The organism is Micromonospora tulbaghiae, from assembly GCF_900091605.1.
Lineage (GTDB): Bacteria > Actinomycetota > Actinomycetes > Mycobacteriales > Micromonosporaceae > Micromonospora > Micromonospora tulbaghiae.
On the sequence record NZ_FMCQ01000001.1, the window covers coordinates 1 to 26,999 of the forward strand.

Genomic DNA, 26,999 nt, shown 5'->3' on the forward strand with positions numbered 1-26,999 from the left:
CGACGATCATCAGGTAGCGGGTCTGGCCCTGCAGCTTGTAGACCTGCACGGCTTCGAACAGGTTGTTCGTGGAGTCCGACATGATGGTGGTGTAGTTCGACCCGAAGCTGCCGGGGAAGTTCCCGATCGGCATGCTGGAGCGGTAGATCTTGCCGTTGTCACCGGCGAAGAACAGGTACATGTTCTGGTCGTCGGCGATCAGCGTCTGGTCGATCGGGCCGGTGCCGGAACCGGAGATGCTGCCGGTGAACAGCGGCTGCGCCGAGGACCACCCGTTCGGGTTCGTCGGGTTGGTCGAGGTGCGGTAGGAGAACGCGGTCGGGCCCCACTGGTAGGCCAGGACCCAGATGTTGCGCGGCGCGAAGTAGAACAACGTCGGCGCGACGGTGCCCGACGACATCGCGTTCTGCGACGCGGAGGCCATCTGCGACCAGTTCGAGAACAGGCCGAAGTTCATCGACCCCCACGACGAACCGGTGTCATGGGTGGTGGCGTAGACCAGGTGCTGCCCGTTGTAGGGCACCACGGTGAAGTCCTTCAACGACACCCAACCCGACCGCGGCTGCGCCAACGCACCCGTCGACGACCACCGGTACGACGACGGCAGATTGCACGTGCCACCCGGAGGCGGCGTGGTCGGCGCCGGCGTGGTGGGGTTGCCGCCGCCACCGTCCACCCGGACGAGCTGCCACTGCTGGTTGGCGCCGTTCCAGTCGTCGTACTGGACGATGTTTCCGCCGTCGGCGGTCGAGGCGCCCTGCACCTCCACCACCTTGTTGCTGTTGCGGTTGATCAGGCGAACGTAGCCGCTGTCGGAGTCGGCCAGCCGGAACTGCTGGTTGGTCCCGTTGGTGTCGGACCACTGCACGATGCTTCCGCCGTTGGCGGTCGACCAGTTGTAGACGTCGAGCACCTTGCCGGACAGCCGTGACTTCAGCCGGTAGTAGCCGCCGCCGGAGTCGACGAACTGCCACTGCTGCTGGTTGCCGTTGTTGCGCGTCCACTGGGTGATCCGCGCGCCGTCGTTGGTGGCCAGGTTGTAGACGTCGAGCGCCTTGCCGCTGTTGCGGTTGACCAGGACGTACCAGGCGCTCGTGTCGACGCTCGCGGCGGCGGCGGGCGCGGACACGACCGCCACGGCGCCGGCGCCCACGAGTAGCGCTGCCGCGCCTGTCGCGACGACGCGTGGCAGCCATCCGCGCCGTCGTGGCGGCGACACCGTCGATGGGGACCTACCGAAAGCAAACATGTTCCTCCCTCAGATCAGACATGTTGTGAGCGCTAACAATCCGTCGAAGCGCACTGATCCCACACCCGGCCTGCCACGCAGCCAGCCGCGCCCGCCCGGTGACTCGCCCGAGCCGCCGCCCTATGCCATCGACTGTGAGCGATAACACGCCGTTCGTCAAGTCGTAACAGTCGATGGATGACGGGCGCGTGACGCAGTGGGGCCATGTCAGCTTCTCGACCCAGCACTATCGCCGCCCTCGGCGCGGCCCGACAGTGCACACGGCTGGAGGGGTGGTGGGCGAGTTGGGGCAGCCGACGGACGAATCCGTCATGATCCGGGACTGGTTCAGCGTGCCGCGGGTGTCCGCCGAGGACCGGGCCGCGGTCTTCGGCGTACGCACCCAGGATCCACGGGTGGAGTTCGTCGCGCTGACGATCCGGTACTGGACGGACGCGCACGCCACGCGCTCGATGACCCGCGATCGGGTGCTGGCCGCGATGACCGGCCGCATCACCCCGGACAACGTCTGGGACCTGGTCTCGATGCTCGCGCGACTGCGGCTGGCCGAGGCGTTCTTCGACCTGGCCGCCTCCGACGTCGACTCCGACGGCGCGTTCCGCCGCTACCTGCTCGGCCTCGATCCCGCGCTGCTCGACGCGATGCGGCACTACGCGGCCTGGAACGGGATCAACCCGAAGCTGTTCCTGGACGGCTTCGCCGTCGGCGTCGGGGAGTCCGTCGCGACAGTGGTGGTCGACCTCGGCAAGCTCGTGCAGCTGATCGGACGTCTCCAGCAGGAGCAGTTCACCACGCTCATCGTGCTCACAGTCGACCCCCGCGCCGGTGTCCAGCGCCTCGCCGACCAGGCCACAGTCGTACGCCAGGCGCTGGCCGGCATCGTCGCCGCGCTGGACCCGACGACGGTTCCGGAACGACTGCTGGCGCTGTGGCGCGGCTGGGCCGCCCAGTTCGCCCGGCACCTGGACGACCTCGACCCGTTCGCCGCCGGCCGCCTGCTCGGCCGCGTCGCCGGCGACCTCTGTCAGGTGCTCACCGGTCTGGTGCATCTCGCCCGGCTGCTCGGCGGCGTCGCGGTCCGCGCCGCCGTCCGGTACGTGCCGCTGCTGCTCGCGGGTGCCCGGGAGGCGCGTTTGCTGACCGCCCAGACGGCCGCGCTGCTGGTGGCGATCGGCCGGGCGGCGATCCTCGCCGCGCCCCAGGTCGGCCTCGCGATGCTGCGGACGCTCTTCCCCCCGAAGGTGCTCGACGCGCTGTTCCGGCAGGGCCGGGTGCTGCTCGCCGACGCGGAACTCACACTGACCCTGTTCAACCAGGCGGCGCACGCCGAGGCGTTCGCCGGCGCCGGGGCGGGCACCCGGCTGGGCGCGCTGGTGAGCCTCGACGGCCGGCCCGTGCTGATGGCGAGCATGTCGGAGACCGTGTCGTCGGCCGGCCGTGCCGCGACCCGCGCCGAACTGAACGAGGCGCTCGACGAGATCATCAAGCGGGTCGAGGATCTGCGCGAGCTGAAACCACCGAAGACACCCCGGGACATCCGGGCCGCCGTCGTACGCGCCGCCATCGCCCGGCAACTGGAGCAGCGGCTGACCACCGCGTTCAACAGGGCGCTCCAGACCGTCGCGTACGAGGAGTTCCGTGCGCTGCGCAAGGCCGGGCAGGCGCAGCCGTGGCGGCTCGGTCAGCAGGTGCACCGGCGGATGGCCGCCGAGGTCGCGCAGCTCGTCGGCCGGTCACCCGGCCTGGAGCCGTTCGCGGAGAAGTCGCTGGCGACGGTGGTCGAGGGGGTCCGCGCGGCCCACCCGGAGCTGGCGCCCGCGCTGCGCGGCTCCGAGACGGTGCTGCGGCAGACGGTCGCCCAGATGCTGCTCGGTCACCCGGACCGGGACCTGCTGCTGCGCCTCGTCGGGTTCACCGGCAACCCGGCCGCGACCGGCGCGGAGAAGGCGCTCGCCACCCACCTGGCCGAACGGTTCCGGTGGAAGGCGTCCACCACGGTCGGCGACCTCCGCTCCGACCTGCTGCTCGTCGACCCCGAGGCGGCCCGCGTCACGAACGTCGACTGGACGTCCTCGACGAAGCTGGAGCGCTTCGAGAAGACCTGGGGAACCGTCGCCGACGACCTCGGGGAGACGTTCGACGGGCGCTGGGAGGCGATCGCGGAGGCGTACCAGCGCGCCGCGAAGGGCGGTGTGCCGGCCGAGGTCGTCGCCGGGCTCGACGAGCTGACCGCGCACGCCGTACGCGAGACGGTCGTCCGCCAGGCCGCCCTCAGCCAGTTGTTCCCCGGGTTCTTCGTCACCTCGCACGAGATGACGTACCGGGGCCTGCAAACCCTGTTCAACCTGCCGCTGTAGAGGAGCACCGATGGGCAGAGTCGTCGTCGCCGACGCCGATCCGGCGACGCTTGGTTTCAGCACCGCGCATTCCGACCGGTACGTCTACTCCAACTACTTCGTACCGGTCCGGCTCACCTTCGGCGGTGGCGAGACGCCCATCCTGCCGTTCTACGTCAAGCAGGCGCTGATCGAGGCGATCCGCTACGGCGGGCTCGACGGCGACCGGCTGCCGCACCTGCTCAAGGAACTCGGCCTCTACGACCTGTGGAAGGCCAACGACATGGACGCCGCCACCGAGGCGCTGCCCGGCGCGGACTCGGGCATGTCGTACCGGGAGCCGCCGGCGCGGCGCCAGACGCTGCTCGGCGACCAGCAGGCGGAGTTCCTCGCCGGCCTGCTCCAGTCCGACGTGGGCATCGCGTTCCTCGACCGCACCCGGATCCGGCCGGTGGGTTTCGCGCTCGGCGAGCACGTGTACGCGCTGGCGCTCGCCCCCGGTGAGGAGGCGGTGCTGGAGCAGCGCACCTACACCAAGCGCGAGCTGACCCTGGAGGAGCAGAACGAGTCGGAACAGCAGACCGACGTCGAGCTGACCAGCGCGCTCACCACCGAACTCCAGGAGGGCTTCGAGCGGCAGAAGTCGCTCACCGACACCTGGGGGCTCAACGCGAGCCACACCGGCCAGTACACCAGCCCGACCGGCATCTGGGGCACCTTCAACGCCAGCCACACGATCGGCTTCGCCACCAGTGTCACCTCGGCGAGCCAGGAGACGAGCCGCCGCGCGGTCAAGGACAGCCGGACCGCCACCTCGAAGGTCGCGGCGCGCTACCGCACCCAGCACAGGACCGACTTCAAGCTGGTCAGCGAGACCGGTACGGAGTCCTCCTCGAAGCGCACCGTCCGCAACCCGAACCGGGCCACGCCGATCACGCTGCACTACTTCAAGGTGCTGCAACGGCTGGAGCTGGCCCACGAGCGGTACGGGGCACGGGTCTGCTGGGCCCCCACGATCAAGGATCCGGCGTTCGCCTTCGCCCAGAAGATCATCGACGGGCGGAAGCGGATCCGCGACAACGCGAGCGCCGCGCTGCCCCCGATGCCGGTGAAGCCCGAGCGCCCGCCGCGTGGCGAGCCCGCAGCGGTGGAGACGCGCGTCGTGTACTCCCCCGTGGTCACGCTCGACAAGTGGGGACTCACCGGTGACATGAGCGCCGACTACGACGTCGACGTCGCGTTCGACGCCGGCTGGGAGTGGGACGGCGACATCGACACGATCCGGCAGAACCTCACGCTGATCACCCGCCGCCCGCCCGAGGCGATCGCCGCCCGGGTGGTGGGCGTGCCGGTGGTCACCGAGGCGGACGGCCGGCCGGTGCTGCGCGTACGCGTGCACGTCGGCGCCAGGAGCTGGCTGGCCGGTCCGGGCGCCGACGTACAGCTCGCCGCCGGGTTCCGGCGTACCCCGACGGTGGTGGACCAGACCGCCGACGACGCGGCGTACAACGCGCTCGTCGCGGGCTACCTGACCGATCTCCAGGAGTGGCAGGACCGGCGCGACGAGGCACTGGCGGCGGCGGAGACGGCCGGGGACGAGTTCGAGGCGCGGTTGCGGGCCGGCTTCTCGCCGGTGAACGAGATGGTCTCGCAGATCGTGGAGGCACACTTCCCGGCCAGCGTGCGGGACGAGGCGTGGGAGATCGACTTCTGGCACCGCGTCTTCGACTGGGAGCGCGCGTCGTTCGTGGCGTACCCGGGCTGGTGGTCCGGCGGCGACGCCCGCGCCCCGGAGCGCGACCCCGGCGACTTCGTCAACGCGAGTTGGGCGAAGCTCTACCTGCCCGTGCGGGCCGGCATGGAGCTGATCGCGCTGCGGTGGATCTTCGGCAAGGTGGTGGCGACCAGCCTGGCGCCGCAGGTGGAGCACGAGCTGGCGGCGTTCGTGGACGAGCTGACGACGTACCGGACCGGCCACCTCGGCACCGGCGACGAGATGCCCGAGCTGACCACCGAGTGCCAGGACGTGCCGGAGCGGGTGTACTGCCTGGCGAAGTGGACCGAGTTGATGCCCACCGACGGCACCCACCTGGAGGTGGTGCAGGGGGCCACGACAGCGGCCGACGCGGTGACCGCCAAGGAGATCAGCGACGCGGAGGCGTTGCGGGCGGCGCTGCTCGACGGCGAGGTGCAGACCAACCGGCTCCGGACCAGGGCGTACGACCAGATGACCGAGCCGGCCGACGTCGGCATCCACCTCGGCACGGCCTCCGGGAGCGGCCCGGTCGTCTGAGCCGCTCGTCCACCCCGATCCCTCGTCTGACCAGGGGATCGGGGTGGACGATTTCTGGCAGAGTCTGAACTTTCGATTCGTGGCCTAGATGGTCAAAAAGGCGCATAATTGATCCCTTACGGTCGCTCCCCGAGCGACGACGACGCCGGCCGGCGAACCGTCCAAAAAGAACCGTCTCCCCACCGGTGGGTCGATGGTGCTGGATCCCCCAGAGGCACTAGGTTGGCCGTCGCCGCTGTGCTCGGCCGGCGTACACGAACCTAAGGAAGACTCATGACAACCGCACCCTTGCGCCAGGATGAGCCCCCGGTCTCGCTGGGCAGGGTCCGCGCGGAGCCGCTCGACCGGCTCTCCGCCGCGGACATCTCCCCCATCGTGCGCCGGGTGATGGCGGCTCACCTCGATCAGACCCGGATCCCGGCGGCGAAGTTCTCGTCGTTCATCTGATCCGCGATGGCCCCGGGGCCCGCCCGCGCGGCGCTCACCGAGTTCGTCCTCAAGGTGCACGCCAGGTGTGACCTGGCGTGCGACCACTGCTACGTCTACGAACACGCCGACCAGAGCTGGCGCCGCCGCCCGGTACGGATGACGCCGGAGGTGCTCCGGGCAGCGGCCGGGCGGATCGCCGAACACGCCGCGGCCCACGACCTGCCGGACGTCACTGTCATCCTGCACGGCGGGGAACCGCTGCTGCTCGGTGCCGAGCGGCTGGGCGAGGTGCTCGCGGACCTCCGGCGTGTCATCGACCCGGTCACCCGGCTCCGGCTCGGCATGCAGACCAACGGCGTACTGCTCTCCGAGCGGCTCTGCGACCTGCTCGCCGAACACGGCGTCGCGGTCGGCGTATCGCTCGACGGCGACCGCGCCGCCAACGACAGGCACCGGCGCTTCCGGTCCGGGGCCGGCAGCTACGACCAGGTGCTGCGCGCGCTCGCCCTGCTGCGCCGCCCGGCGTACCGGCGGATCTACTCCGGCCTGCTGTGCACTGTGGACGTACGCAACGACCCGATCGCGGTGTACGAGTCGCTGCTCGCCCAGGAACCTCCGCGGATCGACTTCCTGCTGCCGCACGCCACCTGGGACGACCCGCCGTGGCGGCCGGCGAGCGACGGCACCGCGTACGCGGACTGGCTGCGTGCCGTCTACGACCGCTGGCGGGCCGACGGCCGGCCGGTCTCCGTCCGCCTCTTCGACTCGCTGCTGTCCACCGCCGCGGGCGGGCCCAGCGGCACCGAGTGGCTCGGCCTCGACCCGGTCGACCTGGCGGTGATCGAGACGGACGGCGAGTGGGAACAGGCGGACTCGCTCAAGACCGCGTACGACGGCGCGCCGGCCACCGGCATGACCGTCTTCTCGCACCCGGCCGACGACGTGGCGGCCGACCCGCTCCTGGCCCGCCGCCGCTCCGGCCGGGCCGGGCTCATCGACGAGTGCCGGCGGTGCCCGGTGGTCGACCAGTGCGGCGGCGGACTCTTCGCCCACCGGTACGGCGCCGGGCACTTCGACCATCCGAGTGTCTACTGCGCCGATCTGAAAGAGCTGATCGTGCACGTGAACGAGAACCCACCAGCACCCGTCCGGCTCGACGCCGGCCTGCCCGACGACTTCATCGACCGCCTCGCGGCGCCGACCGGCGACCGGGTCGCCATCGGCCGGCTCGTGGAGGCGCAAATCGCCATCGTCCGCGCGCTGCTCGCCGAGGTGGCCGACCGCCTGCCGGCCGGCGGGGCCGGAGCCGACGGATGGGCCGCGCTGACCGCCCTGGACCGGAGCGCGCCGGAATCCGTGGCCCGGATCGCGGCCCATCCGTACGTGCGGGCGTGGGCTGTCGACTGCCTCGCCGGCACCGGCACCGGCGCCCGGCAGGGGCCGGACTACCTGAGCGCGATCGCCGCCGCCGCCGCGCTCCACGCCGGCACCCCGGTACGCCTCGACGTGCCGGTGCGATCCGGCCGCCTGCACCTGCCGACAGTGGGCACCGTCCTGCTGCCCGAGGTGGGCGACGGTGCCGCACGGGTCGAGACCGGCCCAGGTTCGCTGCGGCTGACCGCCGGGGACGTGACAGTGGCGATCCACACCGGAGAGCCCGGGGACGCGCCCCGATGGTGGCCCACCCGCATGCTCGCCGCGCCGGACGTGAGCGTCCTGCTGGAGGACGGCGACCCGCACCGCGACTGCCACCGGCTGCCCGCCGGTGACCGGCTCGACGACACCGGCGCCGCGCGCTGGGCCGAGACGTTCGCGTCGGCGTGGCAGGTGATCCGGGACGAGGTGCCGGGCCACGCCGAGGAGCTGCGCGCCGGGCTGCGGGCCGTGGTGCCGCTGCGACGCAGCGGCGCCGGTGTCAGCGAGGCGTCGACCGCGCGGCAGGCGTTCGGCGGTGTCGCGGCCACGGAGACCGACGCCGGTTCGCTGGCGGTGCTGCTCGTGCACGAGTTCCAGCACAGCAAGATGAACGCCCTGCTGGACATCTGTGACCTGGTCGACGGCACCCGGCCGATCGACATCACGGTGGGCTGGCGGCCCGATCCCCGGCCCGCGGAGGCCGTCCTGCACGGCATCTACGCGCACGCGGCGGTGGCCGACATCTGGCGGATCCGGGCCGACCGCCAGGTCGACGGCGCGCAGGCGGTCTACCGGCGGTACCGCGACTGGACCGCCGAGGCGATCGGCGCGCTGCAACGGGCGGACGCGCTCACCCCGGCGGGCTCGCGGCTGGTCCGGCAGGTCTCCCGTTCGATGTCCGGGTGGCCGTCGTGACCGTCGCCCGGACCGTGTACCGGACCGGCACGCTCGCCGCCGACCTGCGCGCGCTCGGGCTCGGCCCCGGCGACGTGGTGCTCGTGCACTGTTCCCTGCGCGCGCTCGGGTCGGTCGACGGTGGGCCGGGCGCCCTGGCCGCGGCGTTGCGGGCCGCCGTCGGTCCGTCCGGCACCGTCGTGGTCCCGGCGCAGACCCCGGACAACTCGGTGAGCAGCGCCGCGTACCGCGCCGCGACCGCCGGGCTGACCGACGAGGAACGCCTGGCGTACGAGGAACGGATGCCCGGCTTCGACCCGGCCGTCACACCGTCGTTCGGGGTCGGCGCGTTCGCCGAGTACGTACGCCGGCTGCCCGGCGCGGTCCGCAGCCGGCACCCGCAGACGTCGTTCAGCGCGTGGGGCCCCCGGGCGGAGGAACTGATGCGCGTCCACGACCTGGACTCCCACCTCGGGGAGCGGTCCCCGCTGGCCGCCCTGGAGGCGGCCGGCGCGTGGACGCTGCTGCTCGGTGTCGGTTATGCGACATGCACCGCGCTGCACCTCGCCGAGTACCGGCTGCGCCGCCCGCCGCAGCGGCGTCCGTACCGCTGCTACGTGGTGCGCGACGGCCGCCGGGAACGGCTCGACTTCGAGGCGCCGCACCTCGACGCTGCCCTGTTCAGCGAGATCGGCGCGGAACTGGACCGGGCGGCGTTCACCCGGCACGGGACGGTCGGCGACGCCCCGGCCCGGCTGCTGCCGATATCCGGCGCGGTACGCACCGCCGTCGCCTGGATGGACGCCCACATCGGACGGTGAAGGCCTGGTAACCCGAGCGCAACCTCTCTACCCTGATCGATAGACGCCGTATCGTGTCGACCGGGGAGCAGCGCGTGATCATTGACGGTTGGGGGTCAGGCGCACTTCCCGTGGAACGGTCGTGTCGCCGTGACCTCTGAGCGGCCCGCGCTGCCGGGCCCGCCCTATTTCTTCCTCAGCTACGTCCCCCCGCCGACGCACAACGACCGCACCCCGGGCGACCACTGGGTCCGCCGCTTCTACCACGATCTCAACCTGGCGATCGACGGCCGGCCCGGCGACCGGTTACGCCGGCAGGGTTTCGCCGACTTCATGGTGCGGCCGCCGGACGACCGGACGGAACGAAAACGCACCGCACTGGCCGAGGCCGAGGTGTTCGTGCCGCTGTACTCACCGGACTACCTCAACCGGGACGACTCGCGCCGGGAGCGGGAGTGGTTCCGGCAACGGCTGCTCCGGGCCGGCCGCCCGCCCGACGGCGACAACATCCTGCCGGTCCTGTGGATCCCGTCACCCGCCGCCGTGCACGCGGCGGACCAGGCCCGGGCGGTGGCGATGGCCGCCGACGTGGACGCGTACGCCGCGAACGGCATGAGCGCGCTCTGCCGGCTCCAGAAGTTCCAGCACGCCTACAAGGAGGTGCTGGGCCGGCTCGCCCAGCACATCGTCGACACCGCCGAGCAGACCCCGCTGCAACCGGCCGAGCCGCCGACCGGCCCGACCGACCTGCCGTCGTCCCCGACCAGCGAGGTGCCGTTCCGGGCGGTGGTGATCGCGCCCGAGGAACCGGCGGAGGCGGGCCGGCTCAACGGGCGGTCCGACACGCACGCCGGCCGGTGGCGCCCGTTCCGCGACCGGCCGCCGGTGGTCGACGACGTGACCGACGCGGTGCAGCGGTTGCGGATGCCGATCGACGTCCGCGACTTCGTACCGGACGCCGGGCTGTTCCGGGGCTGCCCGGGCGTACTCATGATCGATCCTCGGGTGGTCGAGACGCCGGACGGTGCGGAGGCCGTCCGCGCGGCCGTCGCCTCGCTGCACCGCTGGGTGGGCGTCGTGGTGATCATCGAGGACTCGGCACCCGGCCGCCGCTCCCACGCGGCGGTGCTGCTCGACCAGGCCATCGCGATCTTCCCGGCCGCGGCACGCCCGCTGGCGATCACCACGTACGACGACTGGCGGGCCGGGATCCACGGCCTGGTCGACCGGATGCGCCGCCGCTACCTGGAGGCGAGACCGGCCTACCCGCCGCCGGGACGGCCGATCAGCAAACCCCGGCTCTGGGAGAACCCGCCGCCCGACGAGGGAGTGGACACATGACCCGACGCGAGGGACAGGTCGTCACCTTCTACTCCTACAAGGGCGGCACCGGCCGGACGATGGCGCTGGCGAACGTCGCCTGGATCCTCGCCGCCAACGGCAAGCGGGTGCTCGCCGTCGACTGGGACCTGGAGTCCCCCGGCCTGTCGCGCTTCTTCGCGCCGTTCATCGACCGGGACGCGCTGGAGAGCACCGGCGGGGTGATCGACCTGATCCGGGAGTACGAGTGGGCGACCACCACCAAGCAGGACAAGGGCGACGACCGCTGGCACGAGCAGTACGCCCGCGTGCACAAGTACTCGTTCTCGCTGAACTGGTCCAACTTCCCCGGTGACGGGACGCTCGACTTCCTCGGCGCCGGCCAGCAGAACAACGACTACGCCGGCGCTCTCGCCGGGATGAACTGGGACGAGTTCTACGAGCGGCAGGGTGGCGGCTACTTCTTCGACGCGCTGCGCGCCGACATGAAGCGCAACTACGACTACGTGCTGATCGACAGCCGTACCGGGTTCTCCGACGTCGCCGACATCTGCACCATCCAACTGCCGGACGTGCTGGTCACCTGCTTCACCCTCAGCGAACAGGGCATCACCGGCGCGGCCAAGGTGGCCCGGCTGGTCGAGCACCGCTACGGGTCGCGGCGGATCCGGGTGCTGCCCGTGCCGATGCGGATCGACCCGGCGGAGAAGGTCAAGGCGGACACCGGGCGGGCCGTGGCGCGGCAGCGCTTCAGCGGTCTGCCGAGCGGGATGAGCGAGGCCGACCGGGACCGGTACTGGGCCCGGATGCAGGTGCCCTACCAGGCGTTCTACGCGTACGAGGAACTGCTCGCCACGTTCGCCGACCAGCCCGGCGTCAACGGGTCGCTGCTGTCCGCGTACGAGGTGCTGGCCCGGGAGATCACCCGGGGCGAGGTGGAGTCGCTGCCGCCGATGAGCAGCGCGGTACGCGAGCGGGTCAACGCCCGGTTCACCCGTACCTCCAACTCGGTGGAGAACGAGATCCTGCTCCGGCACGCCCCGTACGACCGGGTGTGGGCGGAGTGGATCGGGCACCTGCTGGTCTCGGCCGACGTCCGGGTGACCGACCCGTGGTTCGCCGAGGACGAGACGCCCCGGACGGCCCGGGAGCTGATCATCGTCTCCGAGTCCAACGCCACCGAGGAGGCGGTGCTCGCCGCGCCGGACCGCTCCCCCGACCAGGTGCCGCTCGTGGTCTACGTCGCGGACGTGCGGCGCCTGGCGAACGTGCCCGCCGCGCACACCGTCTCGGTGGCCGGCCTGGAGGCCCGGACCGCCGCCGCGCGGATCCTGCGCCTGGTCGGCCGCGAGGGGGTGCCGGCCGACCTGGAACTGCCGACCGGGCCCCGCTTCCCCGGCCGCGACAACACGGTGTTCGAGGTGCCGGGCCGCAACAAGCGCTTCACCGGCCGGGAGGCCGACCTGCGCGAGCTGCGGACGCTGCTGCGCAGCAGCCCGAAGGTGGTGCTCTCCGGCACCGGTCCGGTGGCGCTGCAGGGCATGGGCGGCATCGGCAAGAGCCAGCTCGCGCTGGAGTACGCCCACCGCTACCGCGCCGCGTACGACATGGTGTGGTGGATCGACGCCGACCAGGTGCCGTTCATCGAGTCGGCGATCGGTGACCTCGCGCCCTACCTGGGCGTACCGTCGTCGGAATCGAACCGGGAGAACGCCCGGCTGGTGCTCCAGGCGCTGCGCCGCACCGACCTCCGCTGGTTACTGATCATGGACAACGCGGACGAGATCGAGGGCGTCCTGCCGTACGTGCCGGACGGCAAGGGCCACGTCCTGATCACGTCCCGGAACCTCCAGTGGGTCGAGCGGGCCACCACCGTCCAGGTGGACGTGTTCAAGCGCGCGGAGAGCATCCAGCACCTCACCGAGCGGGTGCCGACCATGCGCGTCGACCAGGCCGACCGGATCGCCGCCCTGCTCGGCGACCTGCCGATCGCGGTGACCGCAGCCGCGGCATGGCTCGCCGACACCGGCCACTCGGTCGACAGCTACCTCAACGAGATCGCGAAGTTCGGTCCGGGCGCGGTGATGGAGCCGAACAGCAACGTCTCCGTGGAGGCCACCTGGGAGCTGTCCCTCAACCACCTGCGGACCCGCAACCCGGCCGCCTACCGGGTGCTGCAACTCTGCTCGGTGTTCGCGCCGGAGATCTCCGCCGACCTGGTCTACAGCGACGAGTTCGCCGAGGCGCTGGTGCCGTTCCACCCGCAGGCGAAGGAACGGCTGGTCCGCCAGCAGCTGGTGCAGCAGGCCAACCGGCTCGCCCTGGTCCGCGTCGACCTGCGGGCCGAGAACCCGTCCGGCAGCGAACGGGGCCGGGGCGGCCTGGTGCTCATGCACCGGCTGCTCCAGCACGCCGTCCGGTCCCGGATGACGGAGGTGGAACTCGACGAGGCCCGCCAGCAGGTCCACCTGGTGCTCGCCGCCGCCCGGCCCGAGGGCGAGGTCGACGACCCCGACGGGTGGCCCCGGTTCCGGGTCATCTGGCCACACCTGGAGGCGTCGAAGGCGCCGCTGAGCCGCAGGGTGGAGGTGCGGGCGCTGATGATCGACCGGGTCCGCTACCTCCAGTTGCGCGGCGACCTGGAGACCGGCCGGCGGCTCGGGCAGGAGGTCGCGCAGACCTGGGAGCAGATGCTCGCGGAGGAGACCGACCCGCGGGCGCGCGACGACCTGCGCCGGCAGTTGCTGCACCTCCAGTTCAACCTCGCCAACATCCTCGCCTTCCTCGGGCAGTTCACCGAGTCCCGGGCGCTGGACGAGGAGGTGCTGGGGGCCCAGCGGGAACTGCTCGGCGAGGACCACCCGCACACGTTGATGACCGCCGGAGGGCTCGCCCGCGACCTGCGCGGCATGGGCATGTACAACGAGGCGCTGCGCCTGGACGAGATCACGTTCAACGCGTGGAAGCGGAACTTCACCGAGGAACACCCGCGTACCCTCGCCGCGCTCAACAACCTCGCCAGCACCCAGCGCCTGATGGGCGACTTCCGGGAGGCCCGCAAGAACGACGAGATGGTGCTGGCCGGGCGCCGCGCGATCCTCGGGGAGAACCACCCGGACACGCTCGCCTCCTCCACGTACGTCGGCATCGACATGCGCGACGCGGGCGACTTCGAGCAGTCGGTCACCCGCCTGCGCAGCGTCCACCGGGACCTGCTGCACACGGCCGGGCCGGAACACCTCATCACCCTGCGGACGCAGACGAACCTGGCGGTGTCGCTGCGCGCGGCCGGGCACGCGGTCGAGGCGGGCAAGCTCCTCGAAGCCGCCTACGAGCTGCTGAACGAGCGGTTCGGGCCGGACAACCCGGAGACGCTGACCTGCCGGCTGAGCCTGTCGATCAACCTGCTCACCGTCGACCTGTTCCAGCGCGCCAGCCGGGAACTCACCGAAGTGCACCGCGTCTACCAGCGCAACCTCGGCCCGATGCACCCGCTGACCCTGGTCTGCATGGTCAACCTCGCCATGGTGGCCCGCCGCGCCGGAGACTTCGCCGAGGCCCGGCAGCTCGCCGGCCGGTCCGCCGACGCGCTCGCCGAAGTGCTGGGCAGCGGGCACCCGTACCCGCTCTCCGGCTGGATGAACCAGGGCATCTGCATCGCCGAACAGCCCGACCCGCCGGAGGGCCGGGAGGCCGCGGACCTGGAGGCGCTGAACCTGCTGCGGCGCGCCCACGACGGGCTGGTCCGGATCCTCGGCCGCGACCACACCAACACGCTGCGCTGCCGGGCGAACCTGGTGGTGATGCAGGAGCGGGTGGAGAGCGGCCGGCGGGCGGAGCTGGAGGCGGTCACCCGCGAGCTGACCTACCGGCTGGGCGAGAACCACCCGGCCGTCGAGGCCGTCCGGGAGAGCCGGTTGCAGCGGCGCATCATCGACCCGCATCCGATCTGACAGCGGCGCGCTCCACCGGGCCGGCCAGCCAGGCGAGGATCTCCGGCAGCACCTCCACCGCGCCGAAGTGCGCGCTGTGCGGCTGCACCTGCAGCTGCGCGCCGGGGATCTGCTCGGCCAGCCAGCGGGTGTGGCTGGCCGGGGCGAAGTTGTCGTCGGCGCCGTGCCACAGCCGGACCGGCATCCGGATGTCCGTGAGCGTGATGCCCCAGTCGGCGCGCAGCGCGAGGACGTCGTCGATCCAGCCGTGCGGCCCCTGGCGCAGCGCCTCGGCGTAGGCGTCGGTCAACTGCCTGCGGATCGGCACGCCGGCCACCACCCGGCGGTCGGCCTCGGTCATCTGCTCGACCAGCAGCGCGAGCAGCGAGCCCGGGTCGTCCATCGTCCGCTCGGCCCGCAGCCGCAGCTGCTCTGCGAGCACCGGCACGTCGCGCTCGGCCGCGCCGTAGTCACGCACGTTGGCGTCGGTCATGCCGCCGAACCAGTCCAGCCCGGCCGCGCCGGCCGGGGCGAGACCGACCAGGACGGCGGTCCGCCGTACCCGATCGGGCAGCAGCGCGGCGCAGGCCAGGGCGTGCGGGCCGCCGCCGGAGCGCCCCACCACCGAGAACCCGTCCAGGCCCAGGTCGTCAGCGATGGCTGCGACGTCCGCGGCGGCATCGGCGACCCGGCGGCCGGGCAGCCGGCTGGAGCCGCCGTAACCCGGCCGGTCGTACGAGATCAGCCGTACGCCCAGCCGGTGCAGCACGATGGACCGTGGTCGTGGACCGTTGCGGCTGCCGGGTGTGCCGTGCATCAGGAAGACCGGCCAGCCGCGTTCCGCCCCGGCGATGTCGACCGCCAGGTTCCTCCTTCCCGTTCGGACGATGTGCTCTCGGTGCCGGGGCGTGTGTGCCAATCGGGGCCTCCGAACGGGTGGTGGCGGTAACGGGTGGCGTGGTCAGACCGCCTCGGCGGCCGGGATCTGGTCGGACGGGCCGGACGCTGCGAGGACGCGCAGCGTGTCGAGCGCGGACGCCAGCGAGACCTCGGCCGGCACCCGGTCGTAGGCCCGCAGGTAGTCCAGGAGCAGCCGGCACAGACTCGCCTCGTCGAGGAACTCGTCCGGCAGCCGGTGCGCGAGCAGGGCGTTCATCGTCCTCGGCGGGATCTTCGGCCAGGCCAGTTCGGCGTACTCGCTCAACGCCATCAGCAGCCACAGCGCGGTGCGGTTGTCGACCCGGGCGGCGGCGAACTGCTCGGCCATCTCGGCCGACACCACGCCGTCCTCCAGCGGCAGCTCCGCGAGCCGGTCCTCGATGTCGGCGAGCACCCGGCGGACCCGGGGCACGTAGCGCTGGGGCAGCCGGTGGAGTCCGTGCCGCAGGATCAGCGCGTGCAGCACCGCGTGGTCGTCGGTCGTGCCGAGCGAGTCGACGAGTTCCGGGAACTCGTCGATCAGGTACGGGCACGAGATGATCAGCTCGGGCGGCGCGGTCGGCGAGTCGGGCAGCCGGCTCAGCGCCACCCGGGTCAGCCCGCACACCACCTCGCGGGGCAACTGCGCGCCGTCCTCGGCGAGGCATTCCAGCAGGACCGTGGCGCTCGTGCTGGACACCGCCTCCGGTGACTCGACGGCGCGCGCCCACAGCCGCCGGTAGCTGCGCTCGTCGTACAGGATGAGCTGGTGCAGGGACGGCACCGGCCAGCGGCGGGTGGCGAGCGACACCAGGTCGGCGTGGAACCGGCCGGCCTCGAAGCTGTCCGGCTGCTGGCCGCGCCACGTCCGCGCACCCGCCTGCAACTGGCCGTAGGTGGTGATGTCACCGAGCAGCCGCGCCTCCTCGGCGGCCACGTTCACCGTCTCCCCCCGGCGTTCGCGCCACCGCTCGGCGATGATCCGGCCGTCGGCGTCCCGGCCGAGCCAACTGATCATCGCGAGCTGGCCCTTCTCGTCCAGCCCCGCCCGCCACAGCCGGACCGTCGACACCCAGGTCGCCTCGTCCATCAGGTCGGTGTGGCGTACGCCGTCCGGTGACACCAGCGCGGCGAGCGCGACCAGGTTCGCGGTGTACGCCGCCAGCAGCCGCACCGGGTCGTACGGCGCGGGCCGGTAGCCGTCCACGCCGGCCAGGTTGGTCCGCTGCCGGGCCTCGGCCAGCAGGCCGGCGATGGTCTCCACGATCCCGTTCCGCTCGTCCGGGTGGCGGGAACTGAGCTCACGGGCGAAGCCGACCACCGCCTCCCGCTTCACCAGCGGCTGGTGGGAGAGCAGCGCGCGGAACTGGCCGGTGTCCAGCTGATAGCCGAAGCCGGCCGGGCTGCGGGTGTGCCGGCGCAGCTCGGCCAGGCTCCGCAGCGCCCCGATGACGTACTCGGCGATCAGGAAGTCGCCGATCGTGGTGTGCAGGAACTCGTACGTGCGCCGGGCGTCCTCGCCCTGCACGTCGTCCGGGCCATACACCACGAAGAACGCGGCGGTGACCAGTTGTTCCGGGCCAAGCACGTCGCCGAGTTCGAAGCGGGAGCCGTCTCCGGACCCGGAGCCGAAGCAGCCCAGGTCGAGGCGGAGCGCGGCCCGGTTCACCAGCTCCCGGTTGCGGTTGAACATGGCGAACGCGGTGATCGCCAGGTCGCGCCGGAGCTGGTGCTCGCGGGCCTCCCGCTCGTGGGGCGGAAGGGCGGTCGGCGCCTTCTCGCTCACCTGTCGCCTGATGAACGCGGTGAGCAGGCCGGTGAAGAGGTCGGACCGGGAGATGGTGACGCCGGGACGGCGGTCGGCCCAGTGCTCGTTGTAGTAGATCGCCAGCAGCGTGAGCAGCAGCGGCTGGCGGGCCAGCTCGCCGTGCGACAACAGTTCCCTCGCGGACAGCCGGCGGTAGCCGGGCCGGTCCTCGTTCGCCGCGTTGACGGCGGCCAGCCACGCCGTCACCTGGGCGTCGGTCAGGTCCTCCAGCCGGACCAGCACAGTGCCCTGCGGCACGCTGGCGCGGTCCATCACCAGGATCCGGGACGTGATGATCGGGATGACCGAGTAGCCCAGGTCCCACTGGGCCTCCTGGAACTCGGCCACCCGGTCGATGTACTGCGAGTGGGCCGTGCCGGTCACCTGCACGAGTTCGTCGAACCCGTCGAAGATCACCACGACCGTGGTGTGCTGGGTGGCCCGGCGCAGGTCCGCCCAGCGGATGCGCTCGTCCATCATCTGCTCGATCGCCGCCTCGATCTGCTCGGTCGGCGACGAGTCACCGGACATTCGCCGCAGCGGCACCACTATCGCGGTGAACCGGCTCGCCGGCAGCCGGGCCGCGATCACCCGGGTCAGCAACGTCTTGCCGGCGCCCGGCTGGCCGAGGAGCAGCAGCGGACGGTGCAGGCTCGCCGGGTCGGTCAGGTACTCGGAGAGGAACCCGACGAGGTCGCCCCGGCGCGGCTGGTCCTCCCACCAGCGCTCCCGCTCCGGTGATGTGTGCTTGCCGTACTCGGCGGCCCGGAAGTCGGGGCTGATGAAGCCGCTGTCCACGTTCGGCAGCCGCAGGTGGAAGTCGACGTCCTTGATCCGCAGCAGCGGCTGCCGGAACACCGCCGCGAGCGAGCCGGTGAGCCGGTCGAGTGATTCGCGGAGCAGGTCGGGCCGGTCGGCGGCCACCGGGCCGGACAGCTCGGCGAGGTTGCGGTAGAGCTGCGCCAGCGCGTCCAGCCGGGCCGAGACCTCGGTGGTGAGTTTCCGGTTGTCGATCAGGTTGTGCTCGATCGCCTGCCGGATCATCCGGAACCCGAACTCGGGGAGGTCCGCGGCGAGCCGGTCGAAGCGGTCCTCGTAGTGCCACATGGCCCGGCCCACCACGCGGGAGCGCATCGACGTCAGGTCGAGTCCGCGCCGCACCGACGGCCAGGCGGCGAGACCCTCGCAGAACGCGATGGTGGCGTCGTAGAGCTTGACGTAGGCGGCCTCGACGTCCCGCCGGGTGTCGTCCATGCCGTGCACCGAGGAGGGCAGCGGGAAGTAGCCTCCGTCGATCTCCTGCGGGAGCGTGTGGTGCCGCCGCTCGGCCGGCACCATGCCGGCCTTCTCCTCGTCGGTCAGTTCCAGCCTGTCGAAACCCGGCCCGACCTCGTCGCGGAAACCGTCGAAGAACGCCGAGAGCGCCAGCACGGTATGGCTGGCCTCCAGCAGTTCGTAATACGACTTCCCGCCGGTTGTCCGGATGCGGCCGGCCTGGTTTCCGGTGGCGTCCCGGACGAGCTGCATGAGCGCGTTCTTCGGGCCGAGCAGAGCGAGCGCCGCACCCTGGGTGAGCGCCCCGGCACCGAGGATTCCCGCGCTGACGACCTTGTCGGTCTGGGTGATGCGCGTGCTGCCCGGGGCCAGCAGTCGTAACGCATCTCGATAGCTGAGGCTCGAACGGCGCGGCATGCCGCCCCTTTCGCCGCTGACGGCCGGATCTCTTACAAGGATAGAAACTCCAGTGACGGAAAGCTATCTATCCCTCACTTTTCGATGTCGATCCCGTCCAGGCCTCCGGGGCGGTCCACCGCTCGCCGCCCCCGCTTGACGGGGACATTTACACCCTTTAGCTTTGCATGACGTCAGACGTAAGACGTCTTTGCGCGCAGCATCACTCCTGGGCACGCCTCACACGCCCCCGTCCGACGTCTCCCCCTCGAAGGACAAACCACATGAAGCTGTCGGCCCTCGGCCGCATCGCCCTGGCCACGAGTGTCACAGTGCTGACCGTCGGCGTCCTGCCCGACTCGGCGCAGGCCGCCGCCCCTTCGGTGAAGCGGAAGATCCTTCCCGTCCTGGTGGAGTTCAGCGACGCCTCGTTCCAGTTCCCGGACAAGGTGAAGGCGTCCACGCCGGACACCTACTTCGGGTCGAAGAAGGACTCCGCCGCCTCGTTCCTCTCGGAGGTGTCCCGCGGCAGGTACACGGTGGTGCCCGCCGTCACCGGACAGTTCCTCGGTCCGATCACACTCGACCTGAGCGCCGCCGGTTGCCCGCACGGCCAGATCAACACCATGACGCGGGCGGAACTCGCCAAGCGCGGCCTGGTCGCCGGCGAGGACTACGACAGCCTCTCCATGGTCTTCCCGGCCCAGAAGACGAACTGCCCCTGGGCCGGGCTCGCCACCCAGCCCGGCCCCACCACCTGGATCAACCTGTACGGCACGGCCAGCGGGATCGACGTCGTCGGGCACGAACTGGGACACAACCTGGGCTTCAGGCACCAGGGCCGCTTCCTGTGCACCGGCGGCGACCTGACCGCGTGCAGGTCCGAGGGTTCCAGCTACAAGAGCATCATGGGCGGCGGCGGCTACCGGTCGGGCTTCACGGCACCCGAGATGATCCACGCCGGATGGCTCTCCGACAGCACCACCAAGGTCACCAAGTCGGGGACCTACACGCTGCGTCCCCTGCACGGCACGGGCAGCGGAACGCGGGCACTCGACATCGCGCTGGGCAAGGACCGGCTCGTCCTCGAGTACCGCCACGCGGCGGGCAGCTTCGACGCGACGATCGAGGGTGTGCACGCCTACCGGGTGCCGGCCGGCACGTACAGCGGCGCCTCGCTCATCGACACCACGACGGCGAACAAGACGGCCGCCAACGACGCGCCGGCCAACGTGGACGCCGTCAAGAAGCTGACGGACCGAGCGAACCGGGTCTCGGTGGCGGTCGTCTCCTCCGGCAACGGCACGGCGAAGATCAAGGTCGCGCTCAACGGCGACTCCCTCGCCGCCGTCGGAGCCCCCAAGGCGAGCCCGTCCGCGACGCCCACGGCGAGCGTGTCCCCCACCCCGGGCGCGAGCGCGTCCCCGACCGCCGGGCAGGTCGCTGCCGGTGACACCGGACCGGCCCCCGACGGGTCCGCGACGGCGGACCTCGCCGCCACCACCACCGGCACCTCCCGGACGGGGCTGCTCGGCGCCGCCGCCGGTGCGGTGGCGTTGGTGCTGGCCGGCCTGGTGACACTGTTCCTGACGCGCCGTCGCGGTCGCGGCAAGCACGCCTGACGTCGCTGTCCCCGGCCTGGCCCGCATCGCGCGGCGCCGACCTGTACACCGGCCATAGGCGTTCGCACGCGTATGGTCGGTGGGTGGGCAGCAGACAGGTTCGGCAGGCGTACGGGTCGGTCGCGGAGCTCTACATCGGGCTCTTCGGCACCACCGGGCAGGTGCACGACGACGACCTCGCTCTCATCGGCCGTCACCTGGCCGGTCGGCCCGGCCCGGTGCTCGACCTGGGATGCGGGCCGGGTCATCTCACCGATCACCTGCGTTCGCTCGGCGTCGACGCCACGGGCATCGACATGGTGCCCGAGTTCGTGGCGCACGCGCGGGCTACCTATCCGGGCGGCCGGTACCTGCTCGGGTCGCTGGACGACCTCGCCGTCGCCGACGACTCCGTCGCCGGCATCCTCGCCTGGTACTCGCTGATCCATCTGCCACCACCGGACCTCGACCGTGTGCTCGCGGGCTTCCGGCGCGCGATCGTCGCCGGTGGACCGCTCGTGGTCGGCATCTTCGTCGGCGACGAGATCGGCGCCTTCGACCACAAGGTCGCCACCGCGTACCGCTGGCCGGTGGACGAGTTCTCCGCGCGGCTGCGGCAGGCCGGGTTCGCCGAGGTCGAGCGCCTGACGCGCCTCGACGACGCCACCCACCGTTCGCACGCCGCGCTCGTGGCCGTCGCGGCCGGCGATCAACCGGCCGGACGTCCGGGCCAGCAGGAATGCCGACGGCCGTGACAAGATCGGCGCTCGGAGCCCGACCGGCCGGAAGGACACCATGACCGCGTACGCCATCGCCCATCTCCAGGACGCCGCCCCGCACCCGGACATCGCCGAGTACATCGAACGCCTCCCGGCCACCCTCGCGCCGCACGGCGGCCGCTTCCTCGTGCACGCGACGCCGCACGAGGTGAAGGAGGGCACCTGGCCCGGGGCCGTCGTGATGCTCGGCTTCCCGGGCATCGACGAAGCGCGGGCCTGGTGGGACTCGCCCGCCTACCAGGAGATCGCGCCGCTGCGCTCACGGCACATCGAGGGCGACATCATCCTGGTCGAGGGCGTGCCTGACGACTACTCCCCGACCGGCATCGTGCAGGCGATCCGGGCGGCGACGTCCTGAACCAGCCCGGCCGGCGCGCCCGCGACCTGGGGATCGTCGTCGGGTCACTGCCCACCGGCCGGCACAACGCGATGACCGACGTCCCCGGCGTCCTGGTGGGCCACACCACCGTCGACGACGGCGCCGACCTGCACACCGGCGTCACCGCGATCGTGCCGGAACAGCTCGGCACCGGGCGGGGGACGCTGCCCGCCGCGGTGTACGCCGGCAACGGCCACGGGAAGCTCGTCGGGTCGACCCAGGTGGACGAGCTCGGCGTACTCGAATCCCCGGTCGTGCTGACCGCCACGCTGTCGGTGTTCCGGGCGGCGGACGCGCTGCTCGGGCACCTGATGGAGCGCCGGCCGGACGGGCTGTCGTTCAACCCCCTGGTCGGTGAGACCAACGACGGGCACCTGTCGGACATCCGCCGCCGCCCGATCACCGAGACTCATGTGCTGGCCGCCCTCGCGGGAGCGACCGGCGGACTCCCCGCCGAGGGCTGCGTCGGGGCCGGCGCCGGCACCACAGCCCTGGGCTACAAGGCGGGCATCGGCACCTCGTCCCGCACGGTCCGAGCCGTCGGCCGCACGCAGACGGTCGGCGCGCTGGTCCAGTCCAACTTCGGCGGCGTCCTCACCGCGCTCGGCGTACCGCTACCGGTGGACGAGCTGGTCCCGGCCGCCGACCGGGCCGAACCGCCCGGCAACTCGTGCATGATCGTGGTGGCGACCGACGTACCGCTGGACGCGCGACAGCTCCGGCGGCTCGCCCGCCGGGCGGTGTTCGCCATGGCCCGGGTGGGTGCGTCCTTCAGCAACACCAGTGGGGACTACGCGATCGCGTTCACCACGTCGGATCAGCCGCCGATTCCGGACGCCGCGATCGATCCGGTGTTCGCCGGCGTGCTGGACGCCGTGGAGGAGGCGCTGCTCAATTCGCTGTTCACCGCCGTCACCACGACCGGCGTGGGCGGTCGTACCAGTCACGCGGTTCCCCACCGGGCCGCCGTCGAGCGGCTCGCGGCGGCGGGACGGCTCACAGCCCGGCCGTACGCCTGATCCACTGCGCCTCTCGCCGTCGGCCGTTCGGCGAGGGGCCGAGTCCGATCATCCGCGCCATCGATGCCGATGCTCCGGCCGCTGCCAGCCGTTTCGTCGCTTGTCACGCCGGTAAGGGCCGGTCTGTCGGCTCAGCGACACTGTGGGCCGGACGCGTCGCTCCACACTGCCCGCTGTGACCGAACTCCCTCCCCAGAGTCCGCGGCGCGTACTGGCGCCGCTGTCCGACAAGCCCGGTATCCCGCTCGCGGCACCGCCACGGCCGTCGTGGTGGAGCCGCCGGTCGGCTGCGATCAGGGCTTTCCTCGGCCTTGCCTGCAGCGGCGCGCTGCTGGGCATCGCCATGACCGGATGCTCCACTTCCGAGCCGAGCGGATCACCGGAGAAGGCGGTGGCCCAGGAGGTGCCGACCGTGGCGGCGCCCACCACCGCGGCCCCCTCGCCCGAGGTCAGCACCGTGTCGCCCGAGCCGTCGCCCTCACCGACCACGGCCGCGCCGACCACCGCGAAGCCCGCGTCGAAGCCGAAGCCGCGCAAGACCACGGCGCCCGCCGTCTACTACAAGAACTGCGATGCCGTACGCGCAGCCGGCAAGGCGCCGCTGCGGCGCGGCGAGCCGGGGTACCGGACCGGGCTGGATCGTGACCTCGACGGCGAGGCATGTGAGCCGGGTGGCGGCAACGGCAGCTCCGGCGGCGGGAGCACCGGAGGCGGCAGCACAGGCGGTGGCGGCAGTTCGGGCGGCGGCAACGACCCGCGCTTCGGCACCTGCAAGGAGGCGAACGCCAACGGGTACGGCCCGTACCGGCAGGGCAAGGATCCGGAGTACTACTGGTACATCGACCGGGACAACGACGGCACGGTCTGCGAGTGACACGCGACTCCGGGGCGGACCGTGGTGCCGCCCCGGTTGTCACTCCAGCTCGTCGTCGAACGCCCTGCGGGCGCGCTCGATCTGCCCCATGTGCGCCTCGGCCCATTCGAGCAGGACGTCGACCGGAGCACGCAGGGTCTTGCCCAGCGGGGTGATCCGATACTCCACCGCAACCGGGCGGGTCGCCACGACGTGGCGTTCGACGATGCCGTTGCGTTCGAGCCGTCGCAGGGTCGCCGTGAGCGACTTCTGCGTGACCGCCGGGATCGCGCGGCGCAGCTCGTTGAAGCGGCACGGGCGCTCGCACAGCTCGTTCAGGACGCTCAGCGACCACTTGTCCAGCACCTGATCGAGCAGCTCTCGATGCGGCGCGTCGATGCGCAGCTCGACGGCACCGGGGCTCGCGGTATCGCTCATGAAACCAGGTCTCCTTGAAGTGTCCTTCGTCAACTAGGTATCAATAGTAAACCTAAGTTGTCCTGCGGAGGAGAAACGATGTCTGTCACCCGCTTCAGCCCTGACGGTCTTCAGCCGAACACGCCGTACCACCACGTGGCAGTCGCCACCGGATCGCGCCACATCCACATCAGTGGCCAGGTCGCGCGGTTGGGCGACGGCTCGCCTGTCGCGCCCGGGGACCTGGCCGGGCAGGTCGCGCAGGTACTGCGCAACACCGGCCGGGCGCTCGCCGGCGCCGACGCCTCGTTCGAGGACGTGGTCCGGTTGACCTTCTACGTCACCGACTGGGCGCCCGAGAAGATCGGGCCGTTCATGACCGGCATCGAGTCGGTCGCCGAGGAACTCGGCCTGCCGTGGCCGCTTCCGCCGGCGTCGCTGATCGGGGTCGACCACCTGTTCGAGCCCGATGTGCTGGTGGAACTGGAGGCGACCGCGATCGCGCAGTGAGCACCTTCTTGCTCCGGAAACCCGGTCGAGCAGAGAGGCAGTCGATCAGCCTCGGCCGGGGTGCCCCTACGGTCCAGGGTCAGTTGAGCTGAACCGTAGGGACACCTGGTCGACCACACCCACCTGAGCCGTTTTCGGTGGCCTGGGTGGGCCACCGGGATCAGCCCGTGGTGCAGGAACGGATCTGAGGTCTGGCGCTGCTGTTGCCGTTCATCATCGTGGTGAAGCCGAAGGTGTTGCCGCTGCCGTTGGACCGCATCGTCATCACGTAACCGGTGCTGTCCCAACTGGGGGAGCCGTTCCAGGTGGTGGAGACCCGCTGCGGCGGGGTCAGAGCCACGACCACGGTCCAGTTGCTGGCTCCCTGAACCGTCACCGAGGTGTTGTACCGGTCACCCCAGACGTTGGGGATCGTCGCCGTCGCCGTGCACCCGCCGGTGGGAGGCGGAGTGGTCGGCGGCGGAGTGGTCGGCGTGCCGGTCGGCGGCGGAGTGGTCGGCGGCGCAGTGCCGTCCGGGGCCACCGCTCGGCCGGTGCTCGGTGAGATCATGCCCGGACAGAGGTTGCGGCTGCTCAGGTTGGCCATGATCTGCGGAATCGCGTCCCGGGTGTTCTGGATGCCGTCGTGCATCAGGATCACCTGGCCGTCCTGGAGACGGCCGGCATTGGAGACGATCTGGCTGACGCTGGCGCCGTTCCAGTCCTGGGAGTCGACGTCCCAGATCACCTGGCGCAGGCCGAGCGACGACGCGACCGACTGGAGGGTCGAGTTGGTCTCCCCGTAGGGCGGGCGGAACAACTGCGGCCGGACGCCGGTCGCCGACTGGATCGCCGAGTTGGTCTGGGAGAGGTCCGACTGCATCTGGCTCTGGTTCATCGAGGTCATGTGCGCGTGGTTCCAACTGTGGTTGGCCACCCACATGCCCGCGTCGACCTGGGCCCGCGCGGCGGACTGGTTGCTCTGCACGTTCTGCCCGACGTTGAACATGGTCGCCCGTACGCCGTTCGCGCGCAGCACGGACAGCAGTGCGCTGGTGCTGCCGGTCGGCCCGTCGTCGAAGGTGAGGCCGACGTACCCGTTGCAGGTGGCGGCGCTGGACGGAGTGGCGGCGACCGCGAGACCGGCGGCACTGAGCGCCACGGTGGAGGCAAGCACGGCCAACCGGGTGAGACGCGATGTTCGGGGGGCGGACGGGCGGCGGGAGCCGCCGATGCTGGCATACATGCGCAGGTCCTCCTTGGGACTGGTGACACCTGACGACGCATGGATTCAATCGACCAGAGTTGATGTCGACGCGTTCGGAGTATTGCAGCGGCGTTTCGAACACGTCAACGATTTTCCGGAAATTTTCCGGAAAGGATCGGCTGGTCGCTCGCGACCTTGGCGCGGAACCACTCGAAGTCCGTGCCGATCTTGATGTCGTCCAGCGCGACGACCGCGGGCACGCCCAGCTCGTCGGTGAAGTCGGTGTAGACGATTGCCCGCTGGGACCTCTCGATCAGCGCTCCCGGATCAGGTGCAGCATCTCGCCGACCGAGCCGACGGGATCGGTCACCGGAAACTGGACGGCGCGTACCGTGCTGGTCGGGTCGAGCAGCAGGGTGGTGCGCTTGAGCCGGTCGGTGCCCGCGGCGCGGAAGGTGGGCAGCAGCAGCGCCGCGGCGAGCCGCCCGTCGGCGTCGGACAGCAGCGGAAACGGCAGCCCGGCGTACGCGGCGAAGGCGGCGAGTTGATCCGGTGGCTGGGTGCTGACCCCGCGGATGCGGGCGCCTGCGGCGGCAAAGTCGGTAGCCCGAGCGGCGTAGGTGGTGGATTCGAGGGTGCAGCCGAGAGCGCCCGGGATGTCCGCCCAGTGCGGCGGCGGGTCGGGGGTGCCGGGCGCGAACGCGCCTGGGAAGCAGTAGAGCACCGTCCAGGCGTCGGGTGTGGTCGGTGGCACGGGAACGCCATCGTGGCGTACCAGAGTCAGTTCGGGCAGCCGGCGCCCGACGAGGGCGTGGACCCGGCGCGCCTCCGCCGACGCGGCCGTCGCGGTGGCGGTGAGCGAACCGTCGCCGAGCAGGTACCGGTCGCCCCACTCCTGGAGCGCGATCAGCACCGGCAGCAGGCCCTCGCCCTTTGCGGTGAGCAGGTAGTCGTAGCGCGGCGGGCGGTCGGTGTAGCGCTGCCGGCGCAGCACGCCGTGCTCGACGAGGGCGGCGAGGCGCTCGGTCAGTGCGCGGCGGCTCATCCCGAGCCCTTGTTGCAGGCGATCGAAGCGGGTCACCCCGCCGGCGATGTCGCGGACGAGCAGAAAGGTCCACCAGTCGGTCAGCACGCCGAGGGATTGTGCGATGCCGCAATCGGCGTCGGCGAGGTCGACTCTTTTCATGATC

19 protein-coding genes are annotated in these 26,999 nt (G+C 71.5%); 13 read left to right on the plus strand and 6 right to left on the minus strand.

What is annotated here, in order from left to right; genetic code table 11:
- Positions 1-1,249, minus strand: a 1,249-nt coding sequence (locus GA0070562_RS00005) for a non-reducing end alpha-L-arabinofuranosidase family hydrolase (protein WP_091415900.1), incomplete at its 3' end; no start/stop codon positions are given.
- A gap of 311 nt (positions 1,250-1,560) precedes the next feature.
- Between GA0070562_RS00005 and GA0070562_RS00010 the strand changes: the two genes are divergently transcribed.
- From GA0070562_RS00010 to fxsT, 7 genes are all read left to right on the plus strand, one after another.
- The gene (locus GA0070562_RS00010) at positions 1,561-3,606 is read left to right on the plus strand and encodes a hypothetical protein (protein WP_254663696.1); all 2,046 of its coding nucleotides are present in this window, start codon (positions 1,561-1,563) and stop codon (positions 3,604-3,606) included.
- Between the two features lie 10 nt (positions 3,607-3,616).
- On the plus strand, positions 3,617-5,878 hold the full coding sequence (locus GA0070562_RS00015; protein ID WP_091413219.1) for a hypothetical protein: 2,262 nt from the start codon (positions 3,617-3,619) through the stop codon (positions 5,876-5,878).
- A gap of 273 nt (positions 5,879-6,151) precedes the next feature.
- Positions 6,152-6,325 (plus strand): hypothetical protein, encoded by a 174-nt coding sequence (locus GA0070562_RS30125; protein WP_013289092.1) that lies wholly within the window; start codon positions 6,152-6,154, stop codon positions 6,323-6,325.
- 6 nt (positions 6,326-6,331) lie between these two features.
- Positions 6,332-8,638, plus strand: a complete 2,307-nt coding sequence (locus tag GA0070562_RS00020) for an FxsB family cyclophane-forming radical SAM/SPASM peptide maturase (RefSeq protein ID WP_091413220.1) — start codon at positions 6,332-6,334, stop codon at positions 8,636-8,638.
- On the plus strand, positions 8,626-9,438 hold the full coding sequence (locus GA0070562_RS00025) for an AAC(3) family N-acetyltransferase (RefSeq protein WP_225853094.1): 813 nt from the start codon (positions 8,626-8,628) through the stop codon (positions 9,436-9,438). The genes GA0070562_RS00020 and GA0070562_RS00025 overlap by 13 nt, the downstream gene beginning before the upstream one ends.
- A gap of 129 nt (positions 9,439-9,567) precedes the next feature.
- The gene (locus GA0070562_RS00030) at positions 9,568-10,758 is read left to right on the plus strand and encodes a TIR-like protein FxsC (RefSeq protein ID WP_091413221.1); all 1,191 of its coding nucleotides are present in this window, start codon (positions 9,568-9,570) and stop codon (positions 10,756-10,758) included.
- A complete protein-coding gene (fxsT, locus tag GA0070562_RS00035) occupies positions 10,755-14,690 on the plus strand; it encodes an FxSxx-COOH system tetratricopeptide repeat protein (RefSeq protein WP_091413223.1) in 3,936 nt (1,311 codons plus the stop codon). Before GA0070562_RS00030 ends, fxsT begins: the two co-directional genes overlap by 4 nt.
- Here the strand turns inward: fxsT and GA0070562_RS00040 are convergent.
- Positions 14,668-15,588 (minus strand): alpha/beta fold hydrolase, encoded by a 921-nt coding sequence (locus tag GA0070562_RS00040; protein WP_091413224.1) that lies wholly within the window; start codon positions 15,586-15,588, stop codon positions 14,668-14,670. The two genes, fxsT and GA0070562_RS00040, sit on opposite strands and share 23 nt — an antisense overlap.
- Positions 15,589-15,630: 42 nt before the next feature.
- A complete protein-coding gene (locus GA0070562_RS00045) occupies positions 15,631-19,086 on the minus strand; it encodes an NACHT domain-containing protein (protein WP_091413225.1) in 3,456 nt (1,151 codons plus the stop codon).
- A gap of 263 nt (positions 19,087-19,349) precedes the next feature.
- Between GA0070562_RS00045 and GA0070562_RS00050 the strand changes: the two genes are divergently transcribed.
- The 5 genes from GA0070562_RS00050 (at position 19,350) to GA0070562_RS00070 (ending at position 23,717) form a co-directional block, all read left to right on the plus strand.
- On the plus strand, positions 19,350-20,687 hold the full coding sequence (locus tag GA0070562_RS00050; protein WP_175438575.1) for a metallopeptidase domain-containing protein: 1,338 nt from the start codon (positions 19,350-19,352) through the stop codon (positions 20,685-20,687).
- An 83-nt stretch (positions 20,688-20,770) separates the two neighbouring features.
- Positions 20,771-21,421, plus strand: coding sequence for a class I SAM-dependent methyltransferase (locus GA0070562_RS00055; protein ID WP_091413228.1), 651 nt, complete (start codon positions 20,771-20,773; stop codon positions 21,419-21,421).
- Between the two features lie 40 nt (positions 21,422-21,461).
- Positions 21,462-21,803, plus strand: coding sequence for a DUF1330 domain-containing protein (locus GA0070562_RS00060; protein WP_091413232.1), 342 nt, complete (start codon positions 21,462-21,464; stop codon positions 21,801-21,803).
- Positions 21,804-21,874: 71 nt separating this feature from the next.
- The gene (locus GA0070562_RS00065) at positions 21,875-22,843 is read left to right on the plus strand and encodes a P1 family peptidase (protein WP_091413235.1); all 969 of its coding nucleotides are present in this window, start codon (positions 21,875-21,877) and stop codon (positions 22,841-22,843) included.
- A 175-nt stretch (positions 22,844-23,018) separates the two neighbouring features.
- Positions 23,019-23,717, plus strand: coding sequence for an excalibur calcium-binding domain-containing protein (locus GA0070562_RS00070; RefSeq protein WP_225853092.1), 699 nt, complete (start codon positions 23,019-23,021; stop codon positions 23,715-23,717).
- Between the two features lie 39 nt (positions 23,718-23,756).
- Here the strand turns inward: GA0070562_RS00070 and GA0070562_RS00075 are convergent, their stop codons facing one another.
- Positions 23,757-24,134 carry a winged helix-turn-helix transcriptional regulator gene (locus GA0070562_RS00075; RefSeq protein WP_091413237.1) on the minus strand — a complete coding sequence of 126 codons (378 nt, stop codon included), beginning with the start codon at positions 24,132-24,134 and terminating at the stop codon, positions 23,757-23,759.
- A 78-nt stretch (positions 24,135-24,212) separates the two neighbouring features.
- Between GA0070562_RS00075 and GA0070562_RS00080 the strand changes: the two genes are divergently transcribed.
- Positions 24,213-24,623 (plus strand): RidA family protein, encoded by a 411-nt coding sequence (locus GA0070562_RS00080; protein ID WP_091413239.1) that lies wholly within the window; start codon positions 24,213-24,215, stop codon positions 24,621-24,623.
- A gap of 160 nt (positions 24,624-24,783) precedes the next feature.
- Here the strand turns inward: GA0070562_RS00080 and GA0070562_RS00085 are convergent, their stop codons facing one another.
- Positions 24,784-25,848, minus strand: coding sequence for a polysaccharide deacetylase family protein (locus GA0070562_RS00085; protein WP_091413241.1), 1,065 nt, complete (start codon positions 25,846-25,848; stop codon positions 24,784-24,786).
- 274 nt (positions 25,849-26,122) lie between these two features.
- Positions 26,123-26,995: a winged helix-turn-helix transcriptional regulator gene (locus GA0070562_RS00090; RefSeq protein WP_091415913.1), complete on the minus strand. Its 873-nt coding sequence runs from the start codon at positions 26,993-26,995 to the stop codon at positions 26,123-26,125.
- Positions 26,996-26,999: the final 4 nt, after the last annotated feature.

Excerpts from the sequence above, each read along its gene's own strand:
- GA0070562_RS00085 (WP_091413241.1), bottom strand. The coding sequence starts at position 25,848 with ATGTATGCCAGCATCGGCGGCTCCCGCCGCCCGTCCGCCCCCCGAACA.
- GA0070562_RS00020 (WP_091413220.1), top strand. The coding sequence starts at position 6,332 with ATGGCCCCGGGGCCCGCCCGCGCGGCGCTCACCGAGTTCGTCCTCAAG.
- GA0070562_RS00010 (WP_254663696.1), top strand. The coding sequence starts at position 1,561 with ATGATCCGGGACTGGTTCAGCGTGCCGCGGGTGTCCGCCGAGGACCGG.
- GA0070562_RS00060 (WP_091413232.1), top strand. The coding sequence starts at position 21,462 with ATGACCGCGTACGCCATCGCCCATCTCCAGGACGCCGCCCCGCACCCG.
- GA0070562_RS00090 (WP_091415913.1), bottom strand. The coding sequence starts at position 26,995 with ATGAAAAGAGTCGACCTCGCCGACGCCGATTGCGGCATCGCACAATCC.
- GA0070562_RS00065 (WP_091413235.1), top strand. The coding sequence starts at position 21,875 with ATGACCGACGTCCCCGGCGTCCTGGTGGGCCACACCACCGTCGACGAC.
- GA0070562_RS00050 (WP_175438575.1), top strand. The coding sequence starts at position 19,350 with ATGAAGCTGTCGGCCCTCGGCCGCATCGCCCTGGCCACGAGTGTCACA.
- GA0070562_RS00045 (WP_091413225.1), bottom strand. The coding sequence starts at position 19,086 with ATGCCGCGCCGTTCGAGCCTCAGCTATCGAGATGCGTTACGACTGCTG.
- GA0070562_RS00075 (WP_091413237.1), bottom strand. The coding sequence starts at position 24,134 with ATGAGCGATACCGCGAGCCCCGGTGCCGTCGAGCTGCGCATCGACGCG.
- GA0070562_RS00015 (WP_091413219.1), top strand. The coding sequence starts at position 3,617 with ATGGGCAGAGTCGTCGTCGCCGACGCCGATCCGGCGACGCTTGGTTTC.
- GA0070562_RS30125 (WP_013289092.1), top strand. The coding sequence starts at position 6,152 with ATGACAACCGCACCCTTGCGCCAGGATGAGCCCCCGGTCTCGCTGGGC.
- fxsT (WP_091413223.1), top strand. The coding sequence starts at position 10,755 with ATGACCCGACGCGAGGGACAGGTCGTCACCTTCTACTCCTACAAGGGC.
- GA0070562_RS00080 (WP_091413239.1), top strand. The coding sequence starts at position 24,213 with ATGTCTGTCACCCGCTTCAGCCCTGACGGTCTTCAGCCGAACACGCCG.